The sequence below is a fragment of the Cupriavidus phytorum genome (genome assembly GCF_003254285.1).
Lineage (GTDB): Bacteria > Pseudomonadota > Gammaproteobacteria > Burkholderiales > Burkholderiaceae > Cupriavidus > Cupriavidus phytorum.
Map to the genome: position 1 here is coordinate 53,053 of NZ_QKZN01000012.1, position 14,152 is coordinate 67,204.

General features: G+C 68.9%; 11 protein-coding genes. 8 read left to right on the top strand and 3 right to left on the bottom strand.

The genetic code is table 11. The features are described 5' to 3' along the window. Positions 1-122: 122 nt before the first annotated feature. From gcl to C7416_RS24020, 7 genes are all read left to right on the top strand, one after another. Positions 123-1,907 (top strand): glyoxylate carboligase, encoded by a 1,785-nt coding sequence (gcl, locus tag C7416_RS23990; protein WP_111521256.1) that lies wholly within the window; start codon positions 123-125, stop codon positions 1,905-1,907. A 112-nt stretch (positions 1,908-2,019) separates the two neighbouring features. Continuing rightward, entirely contained in the window at positions 2,020-2,802 is a 783-nt protein-coding gene (gene hyi, locus C7416_RS23995; RefSeq protein ID WP_111521257.1) for a hydroxypyruvate isomerase, read from the top strand. Positions 2,803-2,880: 78 nt separating this feature from the next. Further along, a complete protein-coding gene (locus tag C7416_RS24000) occupies positions 2,881-3,801 on the top strand; it encodes a 2-hydroxy-3-oxopropionate reductase (protein WP_018006167.1) in 921 nt (306 codons plus the stop codon). A 112-nt stretch (positions 3,802-3,913) separates the two neighbouring features. Next, positions 3,914-5,227, top strand: a complete 1,314-nt coding sequence (locus C7416_RS24005; protein ID WP_111521258.1) for a glycerate kinase type-2 family protein — start codon at positions 3,914-3,916, stop codon at positions 5,225-5,227. A 74-nt stretch (positions 5,228-5,301) separates the two neighbouring features. Next, positions 5,302-6,765 carry a pyruvate kinase gene (pyk, locus tag C7416_RS24010; protein WP_111521259.1) on the top strand — a complete coding sequence of 488 codons (1,464 nt, stop codon included), beginning with the start codon at positions 5,302-5,304 and terminating at the stop codon, positions 6,763-6,765. Positions 6,766-7,020: 255 nt separating this feature from the next. Then, complete coding sequence (gene ypfJ / locus C7416_RS24015) at positions 7,021-7,890, top strand: KPN_02809 family neutral zinc metallopeptidase (protein WP_111521260.1); 870 nt, start codon at positions 7,021-7,023, stop codon at positions 7,888-7,890. A 304-nt stretch (positions 7,891-8,194) separates the two neighbouring features. Then, on the top strand, positions 8,195-11,332 hold the full coding sequence (locus C7416_RS24020; RefSeq protein ID WP_111521261.1) for a multidrug efflux RND transporter permease subunit: 3,138 nt from the start codon (positions 8,195-8,197) through the stop codon (positions 11,330-11,332). 113 nt (positions 11,333-11,445) lie between these two features. Here the strand turns inward: C7416_RS24020 and C7416_RS24025 are convergent, their stop codons facing one another. From C7416_RS24025 to C7416_RS24035, 3 genes are all read right to left on the bottom strand, one after another. Next, entirely contained in the window at positions 11,446-11,859 is a 414-nt protein-coding gene (locus tag C7416_RS24025) for a hypothetical protein (RefSeq protein ID WP_111521262.1), read from the bottom strand. A 259-nt stretch (positions 11,860-12,118) separates the two neighbouring features. Further along, a complete protein-coding gene (rnk, locus tag C7416_RS24030) occupies positions 12,119-12,538 on the bottom strand; it encodes a nucleoside diphosphate kinase regulator (RefSeq protein WP_111521263.1) in 420 nt (139 codons plus the stop codon). A 516-nt stretch (positions 12,539-13,054) separates the two neighbouring features. Continuing rightward, positions 13,055-13,486 carry a Cd(II)/Pb(II)-responsive transcriptional regulator gene (locus tag C7416_RS24035; RefSeq protein ID WP_062795796.1) on the bottom strand — a complete coding sequence of 144 codons (432 nt, stop codon included), beginning with the start codon at positions 13,484-13,486 and terminating at the stop codon, positions 13,055-13,057. A 198-nt stretch (positions 13,487-13,684) separates the two neighbouring features. Here C7416_RS24035 and C7416_RS24040 point away from each other — a divergent pair, with 198 nt between their 5' ends. Continuing rightward, positions 13,685-14,065, top strand: coding sequence for a hypothetical protein (locus C7416_RS24040; RefSeq protein WP_111521264.1), 381 nt, complete (start codon positions 13,685-13,687; stop codon positions 14,063-14,065). The last annotated feature ends 87 nt before the right edge of the window (positions 14,066-14,152 follow it).

Consider the following 14,152-nt stretch of genomic DNA (forward strand, 5'->3'; position numbering starts at 1 on the left):
TTCCAGCCCATATTGCGTACTACAGGTATCGAATCAACTGATCGCTCTTCTGTTTATCCCAACCGCCCTGCGGGAATAGGATCGACTCCAACGAAATTCCCACCATTACCGGAGACAAGATCATGGCAAAGATGAGAGCAATCGACGCGGCAATCGCCGTGCTGGAGAAGGAAGGCGTGACCACCGCGTTCGGCGTGCCGGGCGCGGCCATCAACCCGTTCTACTCGGCGATGCGCAAGTCGGGCAACATCAACCACGTGCTGGCCCGCCACGTCGAGGGCGCCTCGCACATGGCCGAAGGCTACACCCGCGCCGAGCCGGGCAATATCGGCATCTGCGTCGGCACCTCGGGCCCCGCCGGCACCGACATGATCACCGGCCTGTACTCGGCCTGGGCGGACTCGATCCCCATCCTCTGCATCACCGGCCAGGCCCCGCGCGCGCGCCTGTACAAGGAAGACTTCCAGGCCGTCGACATCGAGTCGATCGCCAAGCCCGTGACCAAGTGGGCCGTGACCGTGCGCGAGCCGGCACTGGTGCCGCAGGTGTTCCAGCAGGCCTTCCACATCATGCGCTCGGGCCGCCCGGGCCCGGTGCTGATCGACCTGCCGTTCGACGTGCAGGTTGCCGAGATCGAATTCGATCCGGAGACGTACCAGTCGCTGCAGCCGTACAAGCCGGCCGCCTCGCGCGCCCAGATCGAGAAGGCCATCGCCATGCTGAACGCGGCCGAGCGCCCGCTGATCGTGTGCGGCGGCGGCGTGATCAACGCCGATGCCTCGGAACTGCTGGTCGAGTTCGCCGAGCTGGTCAACGTGCCGGTGGTGCCGACCCTGATGGGCTGGGGCGTGCTGGCCGACGACCACCCGCTGCAAGCCGGCATGGTCGGCCTGCAGACCTCGCACCGCTACGGCAACGCCACGCTGCTGGCCTCGGACTTCGTGATGGGCATCGGCAACCGCTGGGCCAACCGCCACACCGGCAGCGTCGATGTCTACACCAAGGGCCGCAAGTTCGTGCACGTCGATATCGAACCGACCCAGATCGGCCGCGTGTTCGGCCCGGACCTGGGCATCGTCTCCGACGCCAAGGCCGCGCTGGAGCTGTTCGTCGAAGTCGCCCGCGAAATGAAGATGGCCGGCCGCCTGCCGTGCCGCAAGAGCTGGGTCGCCGACGTGCAGAAGCGCCGCCGCACCATGCAGCGCAAGAGCGACTTCGACAACGTGCCGGTCAAGCCGCAGCGCGTGTACCGCGAGATGAACCAGTACTTCCCGCGCGACGTGCGCTACGTCAGCACCATCGGCCTGTCGCAAATCGCCGCGGCCCAGTTCCTGTCGGTCAACCAGCCGCGCCACTGGATCAACTGCGGCCAGGCCGGCCCGCTGGGCTGGACCATCCCGGCCGCGATCGGCGTGAAGACCGCCTCGCCGGATTCGGACGTGGTGGCGATCTCGGGCGACTACGACTTCCAGTTCATGATCGAAGAGCTGGCCGTGGCCGCACAGTTCAAGGTGCCGTACATCCACGTGGTGGTGAACAACTCCTACCTCGGCCTGATCCGCCAGGCGCAGCGCAATTTCGAGATGGACTACTGCGTGCAGCTCGCCTTCGACAACGTCAACGCGCCTGAACTGAACGGCTATGGCGTGGATCACGTCAAGGTGGTCGAGGGCCTGGGCTGCAAGGCGATCCGTGTGTTCAAGCCGGAAGACATCGCCCCGGCCTTCGCCGAAGCGCGCGACCTGATGGCCGAGTTCTCGGTGCCGGTGGTGGTCGAGGTGATCCTGGAGCGCGTGACCAATATCGCGATGGGCACCGAGATCGACAACATCAACGAGTTCGAGCCGATCGAAGACCTCGAGGACATCGAGGAAGCGATCCTGAAGGAAGAAGTGGAAACGGCGTAAGCCACGACACTCAAACATGGAAAGCGCGGGCTACGGCCCGCGCCAGTCCAGCGTCCCCGCATCACCGGTTCTGCACCGGCAGAACGACAACACAATTAAACCGGAGAGACTCATGACTAAACTTGCGGCCAACCTCACCATGCTGTTCAACGAAGCGGGCTTTCTCGACCGCTTCGAAGCCGCCGCGCGCGCGGGCTTCCGCGGCGTGGAATTCCTGTTTCCCTACGCGTTCCATGCGGACCAGATCGCTGACCGCCTGAACCGCTTCCAGCTCGACCTGGTGCTGCACAACCTGCCCGCCGGCAAGTGGGATGCGGGCGAACGCGGCATCGCCTGCCACCCGGACCGCGTCGGCGAGTTCCAGGACGGCGTGGGCGAGGCCATCAAGTACGCCAAGGTGCTGGGCGTGCGCCAGCTGAACTGCCTGGTCGGCATCCTGCCGCAGAACGTCAGGCGCGAGCAGGCGCAGGAAACGCTGGTGGAAAACCTGCGCTTCGCCGCCGGCGCGCTGGCCGCCGAGCATATCGACCTGCTGATCGAGCCGATCAACACCTTCGACATCCCGGGCTTTTTCCTGTCGCGCACGCAACAGGCGCTGGACCTGATCACCCAGGTCAACGCGCCCAACCTGTACGTGCAGTACGACATCTATCACATGCAGCGGATGGAAGGCGAGATCGCCAACACCATCAAGGCCAACCTGCCGAAGATCAGGCACGTCCAGCTGGCCGACAACCCGGGCCGCAACGAGCCGGGCACGGGCGAGCTGAACTACCAGTACCTGTTCAAGTTCCTGGACGAGATCGGCTACACCGGCTGGATCGGCTGCGAGTACAAGCCGAAGACCACCACCGAAGCCGGCCTGGGCTGGCGCGCCGCGCACGGCGTGCAGTAAGCGCTGCGCGCTGCCGTCGTATCCCGCTACTACCTACGCGAACCAAGACACATTTAATCTCAAGCAAGGAGACATCACATGGCAACCACTCGCAACGTCGGCTTCATCGGCCTGGGCATCATGGGCGCACCGATGGCGGGCCACCTGCGCGCCGCCGGCCACACGCTGTTCGTGCATGACGTCAACCCGGCCCCGCAGGCGCTGGTCGATGCAGGCGTGACCGTCTGCACCAGCGCCGAGGAAGTCGCCAAGCGTGCCGACATCATCATCATCATGGTGCCGGACACGCCGCACGTGGAAGCAGTGCTGTTCAGCGAGAAGGGCGTGGCCGCCGCGTTCAAGGCAGCCGGCAAGGAAGCCAGCTACAGCAAGATCGTGGTCGACATGAGCTCGATCTCGCCGATCGCCACCAAGGACTTCGCCGCGCGCATCAACAAGCTGGGCGCTTCGTACCTGGACGCGCCGGTGTCGGGCGGTGAAGTGGGCGCCAAGGCCGCGTCGCTGACGATCATGGTCGGCGGCCCGCAGGAGGCCTTCGACCAGGTCAAGCCGCTGTTCGAGCTGATGGGCAAGAACATCACGCTGGTGGGCGGCAACGGCGACGGCCAGACCACCAAGGTGGCCAACCAGATCATCGTCGCGCTGAACATCCAGGCCGTGTCCGAAGCGCTGCTGTTCGCCTCCAAGGCCGGTGCCGATCCGGCCAAGGTGCGCGAGGCGCTGATGGGCGGCTTCGCCGCGTCGCGCATCCTGGAAGTGCACGGCGACCGCATGGTCAAGCGCACCTTCGATCCGGGCTTCCGCATCGAGCTGCACCAGAAGGACCTAAACCTGGCGCTGCAGGGTGCCAAGGCGCTGGGCGTGGCACTGCCCAACACCGCCACCGCGCAGGAGCTGTTCAATACCTGCTCGGCCAACGGCCTGGGCAAGCAGGACCACTCGGCCCTGTGCCGCGCGATCGAGATCATGTCTAACCACCAGATCGCCAACGCCAAGTAAGCAGCAACCCCGTCGTCCCCGCCCAGCGGGGACGACACGCTTTGCAGTACCCGCTTTGTACCCAGTGCGTACCTGAAGTACCCAGCGCACCCGTCAGCACCCAGGATTCTTCATGCTCGTCACCGAACCCCAAGCCGCCCTGCTGTCGCCCCAGCGCACCGCAGCCAACGCTGAACCGCGCGCGCTGCTGCGCGACCTGTTCGATACCGCGGTCGCCTCCGTCAGCGCCAGCCACTGCCTGCCGCCGCACCTGCCCGCGCCGCCCAAGGGCCGCACCGTGGTGATCGGCGCCGGCAAGGCCGCCGCGGCGATGGCGCAGGCGGTGGAAGCGAACTGGCAAGGCGAGCTGTCGGGCCTGGTGGTGACGCGCTACGGCCATGGCGCCGACTGCCAGCGCATCGAAGTGGTCGAAGCCGCCCACCCGGTTCCCGACGAAGCCGGCGCGCGCGCCGCGCAGCGCATGGTGGAACTGGTGCAGGGCCTCACCGCCGACGACCTGGTGCTGTGCCTGATCTCCGGCGGCGGCTCCGCGCTGCTGGCCGCGCCGGCGCCGGGCCTGACGCTGGCCGACAAGCAAGCCGTGAACAAGGCGCTGCTCAGGAGCGGTGCCAGCATCGGCGAGATGAACTGCGTGCGCAAGCACCTGTCGGCGCTCAAGGGCGGCCGCCTGGCGCTGCACTGCGCGCCGGCACGCGTAGAAACGCTGCTGATTTCCGACATTCCCGGCGATGACCCGACCCTGATCGCGAGCGGCCCGACGCTGCCGGATGCGACCACCTGCGCCGATGCGCTGGCAGTGATCGCCAAGTACGGCATCGACGTTCCCGCCAACGTGCGCGCGCACCTGGAGAGCGGCGCCGGCGAAACCCCCAAGCCCGGCGACGCCCGCTTCAACGGCCATCGCAGCGTGACGCTGGCCACCGCGCAGCAGGCGCTGGAAGCCGCCGCGGCGCGGGCGCGCGAACTGGGTTTCGAGGCCCATATCCTGTCCGACTGCATCGAGGGCGAAGCGCGCGAAGTCGCCGAAGTGCATGCCGCGATCGCGCGCCAGGTGGCGCAGCGCGGCCAGCCCTTCGGCAAGCCGTGCGTGATCCTGTCCGGCGGCGAGACCACCGTGACCGTGCGCGGCAAGGGCCGCGGCGGGCGCAATGCCGAGTTCCTGCTGGCGCTGGCGGTGGCGCTCGACGGCCTGCCCGGCGTGCACGCGCTCGCCGGCGACACCGATGGCATCGACGGCTCCGAAGACAACGCCGGCGCCCTGCTGTCGCCCGACACGCTGACCCGCGCCGGCGCGCGCGGGCTGCAGGCGCGCGCGCACCTGGAGAACAACGACGGCTACGGTTTCTTCGCCGGCCTGGACGACCTGATCGTCACCGGCCCGACCCGCACCAACGTAAACGATTTCCGCGCGATCCTGATCGTCTGACGATCGCCGCCAACGTAGTACCGACTGACTCGCGGCGCCGACGCGCCGCTACCGAGAATGGAAGAGGAGACATCATGAGACGCCAGCGCAAAGCGAAGATCGTGGCCACGCTCGGCCCCGCCAGCACCGACATCGCGGTGATCCGCGCGCTGTTCGAGGCCGGCGCCGACGTGTTCCGGCTGAACTTCAGCCACGGCACGCACGACGACCACCGCGCGCGCTACGACGCGGTGCGCCAGGTCGAGGCCGAGACCGGCCGGCCCATCGCCGTGCTGGCCGACCTGCAGGGCCCCAAGCTGCGCATCGGCACCTTCGCCGCCGGCAAGGTCGCGGTGCGCACCGGCGATGTGTTCGTGCTCGACAGCGACCCGACCCCGGGCGACGGCACCCGCGTCTACCTGCCGCACCCTGAGCTGTTCCAGGCCGCGCAGCCCGGCCAGTCGCTGCTGATCGACGACGGCAAGGTGCGCCTGGCGATCGAGTCGGTCACCACCGGCACCATCACCACGCGCGTGGCCAACAACGGCTCGCTGTCCGACCGCAAGGGCGTGAACGTGCCCGACGCGGTGATCCCCATCCCGGCGCTGACCGAGAAGGACCGCAAGGACCTGGACTTCGCGCTGTCGCTGGGCGCCGACTGGATCGGCCTGTCGTTCGTGCAGCGCCCGTCCGACATCGTCGAGGCGCGCGAGATCGTCGGCACCCGTGCCGGCATCCTGTCCAAGATCGAGAAGCCGGCCGCGCTGCAGCAGCTGGAAGAGATCGTGCGGGTGTCCGATTCGGTGATGGTGGCGCGCGGCGACCTCGGCGTGGAGCTGCCGCCCGAGCGCGTGCCCGGCGTGCAGAAGCGCATCCTGCGCGTGTGCCGCCAGCTGGGCAAGCCGGTGGTGATCGCCACGCAGATGCTGGAATCGATGATCGACTCGCCGGTGCCGACCCGCGCCGAAGCCTCGGACGTGGCCAGCGCCATCTATGAAGGCGCCGATGCGGTGATGCTGTCGGCCGAGTCGGCCAACGGCCGCTACCCGGTGCAGGCGGTGTCGATGATGAACCGCATCGTTACCGAGGTCGAGCGCGACCCGCTGTACCGCAACCTGCTCGACGCCCAGCACGAGACCCCGCTGAACACGCGCCAGGATGCCATTTGCGCCGCGCTGCGCGAAGTCACGCAGATCATCGGCGCGGCGGCCACGGTGACTTACACCTCGTCCGGCTCGACCGCGCTGCGCGCCGCGCGCGAACGGCCGTGCGCACCGATCGTCAGCATCACGCCGAACCTGGAGATCGCGCGCCGGCTGGCGATCGCGTGGGGCATCCACTCCACCGTGAGCCCGGACGTGCAGAGCGTCGATGAAATGGTCGAAGCCGCCACGCGTGCCGCCGTCGCCGAAGGCTACGCCGCGCCGGGTGACCAGATCACCATCGCCGCCGGCATGCCGTTCGGCCAGGGCGGCACCACCAACCTGCTGCGCGTGGCCGAAGTCAGCGCCAGCGCGTTGACCGCCGCGCCGGCCAAACGCGAGGCCGCACTGGCCTGAGCGCACTGCGCGCGTTCCCGCGCGGAACGACCACGCCATGACGGAACCGGGTGCAAACCCGGTTTCTTCGCTTTGCCGCACACCGCCCGCATTGCCCGTCTCCAGGGCGAGTGGGCGGTGTTTTTTTTGGCGTGGCGCGGCACATCCGCCGGCACGGCGCGCTGCTGGGACGAGCGCCAGCGCGAGCGCCCAGGCGCGGATTGCTATACTGAATTCCACTTTCCCTGCCCTCTTCCCCAAGCCCCCGGAGCCCCCATGCGCCTAGATGACGAAGCCGAAAGCCAGCACGTTGAAGACCGCCGCGGGGGCTTCGGCGGCCTTGGCGGCAAGTCGATCGGCATCGGCACGGTCATCATTGCGCTGGCGGCGTCGTATTTCTTCGGCATCGACCCGATGCTGATCATGCAGGGCGCGTCGGTGCTGCAGGGCTCCGGCCCGCAGCAGCAACAGCAGCAGGTCAACCGGCCGCCGGCGACCGACCAGATGACGGTGTTCACGCGCAAGGTGCTGGGCAATACCGAGCGCACCTGGCAACACATCTTCGAAACCCAGCTCAACCGCCGCTATGCGCCGCCCACGCTGGTGCTGTTCTCCGGCGCCACGCCGACGGCGTGCGGCACCGGCCAGTCGGCGATGGGCCCGTTCTACTGCCCCGGCGACCAGAAGGTCTATATCGACCTGGCCTTCTATGACGAACTGCGCCAGCGCTTCGGCGCCGGCGGCGACTTTGCCCAGGCCTATGTGATCGCGCACGAGATCGGCCACCATGTGCAGAACCTGCTGGGCGTCTCGGACAAGGTCGACAACGCGCGCCGGCGCATGGGCGAGGCCCAGGCCAACCAGCTGTCGGTGCGCATGGAACTGCAGGCCGACTGCCTGGCCGGGGTGTGGGCCGCGACCGCGCAGCGCGCCAACCAGCAGCTGCTGGAACCCGGCGATATCGAGGAAGGCCTGAAGGCCGCCGCCGCCATCGGCGATGACCGGCTGCAGCGCCAGTCGCAGGGCTATGTCGTGCCGGAAGCCTTTACCCACGGCTCCAGCGAGCAGCGCGTGCGCTGGCTGCGCCGCGGCATCGAGTCCGGCGACATCCGCAAGTGCGACGCCTTCGCCGCGCGCGACCTGTAGTTCCCGGCCCCGCCCCCAACCTCAGTGGGGGCCGACAATGTGACGTTTGCGTTGTCCGGGCCGCGCTTCCCTGTCTATAATCGCCGCCAAGGCCGCAGTATGACGGCCGGTCGCCGGCGTCGATCCTCACCGATCTTTCCCGCCGCAGCGCCGGGTCCTTCCCCGCCGGACCCCCGTACCCCGTGTACGCGCCAACTTGCCGCAGTCGTTGCGGCGTCTCCGCACCCAAGCCGTTCCGTTCCAACCGCACCGGAGCCACGGCCGATCTTCACTTGCCGTGCGCCCGTGCCAGCCCTGACCTGACATGGCGTCGTTTTTCCTGAAGCGCCCGGCGTTCGCCTGGGTGCTGGCCATCCTGACCGTGGTGGCGGGCCTGCTGGCCCTGAACCGCATCCCCATCGCCCAGTATCCGGCGGTGGCGCCGCCGACGGTGATCATCTATGCCGATTACCCCGGCGCGTCCGCGCGCACGGTGGAGGACCGCGTCACCGCGGTGCTGGAGCAGCAGATGCACGGCATTCCCGGCCTGCTCTACCTCGATTCCAGCAGCGAGGGCGGCACCGCCACGGTGACGCTCGGCTTCCGCCAGGGCACCGACCCGCAGCTGGCGCAGGTCAATGTGCGCAACCGCGTGGCCCAGGCCGAGCCGCTGCTGCCCGAGGCGGTGCGCCGCGGCGGGGTCTATGTCGACCAGGCCAGCAGCAGCGCCTTCATGTATGTGTCGCTGGTGTCGGACAGCGGCCAGCTCGACGAAACCGCGCTGGGCGACTTCGCCGCCGGCTCGGTGCTGCCGCTGCTGCGCCGCCTGCCGGGCATCGGCAAGGCCGAGCCCTACGGCGCCGAATACGCGCTGCGGATATGGTTCGACCCGGACAAGCTGAACGCCTTCAACCTGACCACGGCCGAGGTCGAGGCCGCCATCCGCGCGCGCAACGGCAACGTCACGCCGGGCCAGCTGGGCGGCGCGCCGGCGGTGCCGGGCCAGTCGTTCCAGGCGATCGTGCGCCCGCCCGCGCCGATGAGCGACGCGCAGGCGTTCGGGCGCATCGTGGTACGCGCCGCCACCGATGGCTCGGCGGTGCTGCTGCGCGACGTGGCGCGGGTGGAACTGGCCGCCAGCGACTACCGCTACGGCTCCACGCTGAACACGCGCAACGCCGCGTCGATCGGCCTGAAGCTGGCCGACGGCGCCAACGTGCTGCAGACCTCGCGCACCGTGCGTGCCGCGCTCGATGCCGCCAGCAAGGGCTTCCCGGGCGACGTGCGCTATGAGATCTCGTATGACGGCGCCACCTTCGTGCAGGCGTCGATCTCGCGCGTGGTGCTGACGCTGATCGAGGCCACGGTGCTGGTGTTCCTGATCCTGTACCTGTTCCTCGGCAACCTGCGCGCCACGCTGATCCCGTGCATCGTGGTGCCGGTGTCGCTGCTGGGCACGGTCGCGTGCCTGTACGCGCTGGGCCTGTCGCTGAACGTGATCACGCTGTTCGGCGTGGTGCTGGCGATCGGCATCCTGGTCGACGACGCCATCGTGGTGGTGGAAAACGTCGAGCGCATCATGCGCACCGATGGCGTCGGTGCGATGGAGGCCGCGGCCCGCTCGATGCGCGAAGTCTCCGGCGCGCTGGTCGCGGTAACGCTGGTGCTGTGCGCGGTGTTCGTGCCGATGGCGTTCTTCGGCAGCGCGGTGGGCGTGATCTACCGGCATTTCGCCGTGACCCTGGCGGTGTCGATCGCGTTCTCGCTGTTCTTTGCGCTGACGCTGGCGCCGGCAATGTGCGCCAGCCTGCTGCGTCACAGCGCCGCGCCGGCGCGCGGGCCGCTGGCGTGGTTCGATGCGCGCTTCGCCGCCTTCACCGGACGCTACGCCGGCTGGGTCCAGGCGCTGCAGCGCCGCCGGCTGCGCTGGCTGGCGGTGTACCTGGCGCTGACGCTGGCGTGCGGCTATGCGCTGTGGAAAATGCCGAGCGGCTTCCTGCCGGAAGAGGACACCGGCGAAATCGTGGTCGACGTGGAACTGCCCGCCGGCAGCACGCAGGCCGACACGCGGCGTTTGGTTGCCAGCCTCGAGCAATGGATGCGCGACCAGCGCTACCCGGTGCGCTCCAGCTTTGCCGTGCTGGGCTGGTCCAGCGGCGGCAGCGGCGAGCAGCGCGCCAGCCTGTTCATCGGGCTGACCGACTGGAAGACGCGCGGGCGCGGGCACAGCGCGCAGGCGGTGCTGGAGCGACTTTCGGCCGGCCTGGAAAGCTGGCCAGGCCGCGGCGCGGCGCAATTGTTCGCCTACAACAGCTCGGCGCTGCCGGAACTGGGCAGCATCGGCGGCCTGGACATGCGCCTGGTGGCGCGCCAGCCGGTCGGCCGCGAGGCGCTGTTCGCCGCGCGCGACAAGCTGATCGAGCGCGCCAGGCAGGACCCGGTGCTGGGCGAGGTGCGCGCCACCACCGGCCAGCCCGTGCCGGCGCTGGACCTGAAGATCGACTACCGCAAGGCCGAGGCCTTCGGCGTCGATGCCGAAGCCGTGCACCACACGCTGTCGGCAACGCTGGGCTCGCGCTATATCGACGAAGTCGCGCGCGAAGGCCGGGTGCGGCGCGTGATCCTGCAGGCCGATGCCCCGTTCCGCATGCAGCCGGACCAGCTGGCGCGCGTGCATGTGCGCAACGTCCACGGCGCGATGGTGTCGCTGGCCGCCTTCGCGTCGCTGGAATGGGGGCAAGGCGAGGTCACGCTGGAGCGCTTCGACGGCTTCAGCTCGGTGCGCATCAATGCCGAAGTGGCGCCGGGCTACACCACCGGCGCGGCGATGACGCGGCTGGCGGAACTGGTGCGCGGGCTGGGTCCCGAATTCGACGTGCGCTGGACCGGCCGCGCCTACGAGCAGGAGCAGACCGGCACGCAGGCGCCGTGGCTGTTCGCGCTGTCGCTGCTGTTTATCTTCCTGTGCCTGGTGGCGCTGTATGAAAGCTGGACCCTGCCGCTGGCGGTGATTGCGATCGTGCCGACCGGCCTGATGGGCGCGGCCGCCGCGATCTGGCTGCGCGGCATGCCCAACGACGTCTACTTCAAGGTGGGCGTGGTGGTGATCATGGGCCTGGCGGCAAAGAACGCCATCCTGATCGTCGAATACGCCGAGCAGTTGCGGCGCGGCGCCGCCGGCGCCATGGATGTGGTCGAAGCCGCCACGCGCGCGGCGCGCCAGCGGCTGCGCCCGGTGGTGATGACCTCGCTGGCGTTCGTGCTGGGGGTGGTGCCGCTGGCCATGAGCACCGGCCCGGGCGCGGGCGCGCAGCAGGCGGTCGGCACCGGCGTGCTGGGCGGCATGCTGGGCGCGACCGTGCTGGGCACGCTGGCGGTGCCGCTGCTGTACGCGGCCATCGCGCGACGCTTGCCGCGCGCGCAGCCAGCGCCGGAACAGGCGGCAGCGGCAGCTACGGAATAGAAAAACGCCTGCCAGGCGAAGAGAGAAGGAGGAGGAGGTCGGCCGGGCAGGCGGGAGAGAAAACTTGCGGCCACCGCAGTGGCCGCGCGGGGTCTTGGGGCAGACCCGGGGGATCAGACGCGATAGCCGTACAGCGAACCGTCGCCGGAGCGCGAGTTGTCGAGCGCGCGTTCGGCCACGTCACCGGTGAAGGTGTGCGTGCCTTCGCTGAAGGTATCGAACTTGCCGCGCTTCGAGATCTCGCCGCTGAAGCTGTGCGTCCCTTCGCTGAAGGTGTCGAACTTGCCGTCGCGGCGCGAGCCTTCCGAGTACGGGTCGAAGCGGCCGGTGCGGGCGCCGTCGGTGTAGGTGTCGAACTTGCCTTGCTTGGCGCCGTCCGTATACACATCGTACTTGCCGACCCGCAGCGCGTCGGCATACACATCGAACTTGCCAACCTTGCTGGCAGCGGGGGCAGCCATCGCCGTAGCGGACGCGGCCACTGCCGCGAACACGAGCGCGCCGCCAAGGATACGTCTGGCGATCATTTGGGACTCCTTCAACTGATTTCGTCGTTCTTTCTTGTCGGTCCGGGATGAGACTCCGGCAGCTCTGCAATCTATGTTGCGATGCGAGCACGGACTGAAGATTAGTCACAGCCCGCGCAAGCAGAAATACTGCTGCGACGAATGGTGCGTTGCGAGTCGTGAAACGACTCGCTTGCCGATGAATGGTGTCCGCGGATCGCCGGCGACACGCCCCCACGGGCCATTGCGCGTGGCGGCGGCCGCACCCGCGAGGGCGGGCTCAGAGCGTATATTGGCCGGCGGCTTCAGGCTGGAATGCGATCTCGGCGATGCTTACCTGCTGCTCCCGGCCATCGGGCAGGCGGTAGCTGACGGTCTCGCCGGCGCGCGCGCCCAGCAGTGCCTGGCCCACCGGCGACAGCACCGACAGCCGCCCGGCGTCGAAGTCGGCCGCGTCGGGATACACCAGGGTCCAGTTGCGCGGCGACTGCTCGCCCGGCAGCGTGCACACCACGCGCGTGTTCATGGTGACCACGTCGGTCGGGATCTCTTCGGGCGCGACGATGGTGGCGCGCGCCAGCAGGCTGTCGAGCATGTCCTCGAGCTGGGCCGAGCCGGCGCGGCTGGCGATGCGCTCGAGGCGGGTGACGTCGAGTTCGGTCAGGTACAGGGTGGCGGTCTGGGTCTTGGTGGCCGTCATGGCGGGTCCTCCGGCAGTCTTGGGTGGGCGCGGCCGGCCTGCATGGCGGGCGGCGGCGGTCAGGTCTTGCGGGTTGGCGTGCGCGCAGCGGCGCGCGCATCAACGAATCGGCGAAAGCGTTGCGGCGCTCGCCGGCAACAACGGAAACGCTGGCTCGGGCCCGGTTCGGCCCGGGCCCCGCTATGGGAGACGAATCAGGCTGGGAACCGGGCGGAATCAGGCGGTGCGCTGATCCGGCGGGGAGACATCGCGCGCTTGGCGCGCTGGGGCAGGCTGGGGGACAGGGCGACCGCGGACGCGTGCGCGCCGCCGGTCCGCAGCGGGCGGACAGGCGCATCGGGCATCGGCGTCAGGCGATCGGTCATGGGCATTGCGAAAAGGATAAGCGGCAGCGGATGGCTTGTTGCATTGGCGAGCCCGGAAGTGGTGGCTCACCTGCCTTGCTGCGCCGGCTCATGCACCGTGCTGGTGCGAAACCGGAGCAACCATCGTAGCACAGCGTTGCAGCCAGGGTCGTCACCCGTTGGTGGCATGGCACTCACAGCCCGCCCCCGCCGCCGCCTGCTGCAGGTTCTGCAGGATGCCGCAAGCGCTGGCGGGCTGGTGATGGCGGCAGGTCTCGCGCAGCGCGCGCAGCTGACCCTCGAGCGCCTCCAGCGCCACGCGCTGGGCGTGGATCTGGGCGATCTGGCGATCCAGCAGCGTGTTGATGTCGTCGCAGTCCTGCGACGGGTTGCGTTCGAACTCGCGCAGCCGCCTGACGTCCGACAGGCTCATGCCGAGCGAACGGCAATGGCGCACGAAATTCAGCTGCACCACATGGCCCTCGTCATAGCGGCGGTAGCCATTGGCCTCGCGCCGGGGCGCGTCGAGCAGCCCTTCGCGCTCGTAATAACGGATGGTCTCGACATCGCAGCCGCTGGACCGGGACAGTTCGCCGATACGCATGTGCCTCTTCCTTGCCATACCCTGTAACGACTACAGGGTTGACGATAGTGTAGGCCAGCCTGCTGCATCCTGCAGAGGGTGGCGAAGCGTCCGCAACCATCCGTGTCGTCCGTGTGATAGCGCCGCCACGGCGGCGCCAGCGCCTTGCGGCATCCTGTAGAATTCCTTCCACTTCCACCGATAAGCCGTTCCCTGTTCGTGCGCGCCCTGCGGCTGCTCCTGCTGGTCATGATGCTGGCGTTCCTGCCCCTGCCCCTGCCGGGCTGGGCGGCCGCATTCGCGCACGCGGTGGTGTCCACCGCCGAAGCCGCGGCCGTACCTGCCGCTGCGCCCGGCGCTGAGAATGCCGCCGAAGCGGAGCCAGCCGCCGTCACAGGCGACCCGGCCGGCGATCCCCTGCCGCTTCCCGAAGCCGCCGAGCCGCAATGGCAGCCCGGCGCCGACCTGGCCGAGCAACTGCTGCCCGCCACCCCGTTGCGGCTGGCCCCATGGGCCGGCCGTGCCGGGCCGCCGCGCTATGCCGGCGCCCTGCTGCCCGAACCCGACCTGCCGCGGCTGCCACGACCGCCGCGCGCCTGATCTAACTGGCGCGGCTTGGCCGTGCCCGCTCGAACCCGCGTGCCGCACACGAATGCGGCGCGCGCCTGCGGTCCCACCGCACCCTTG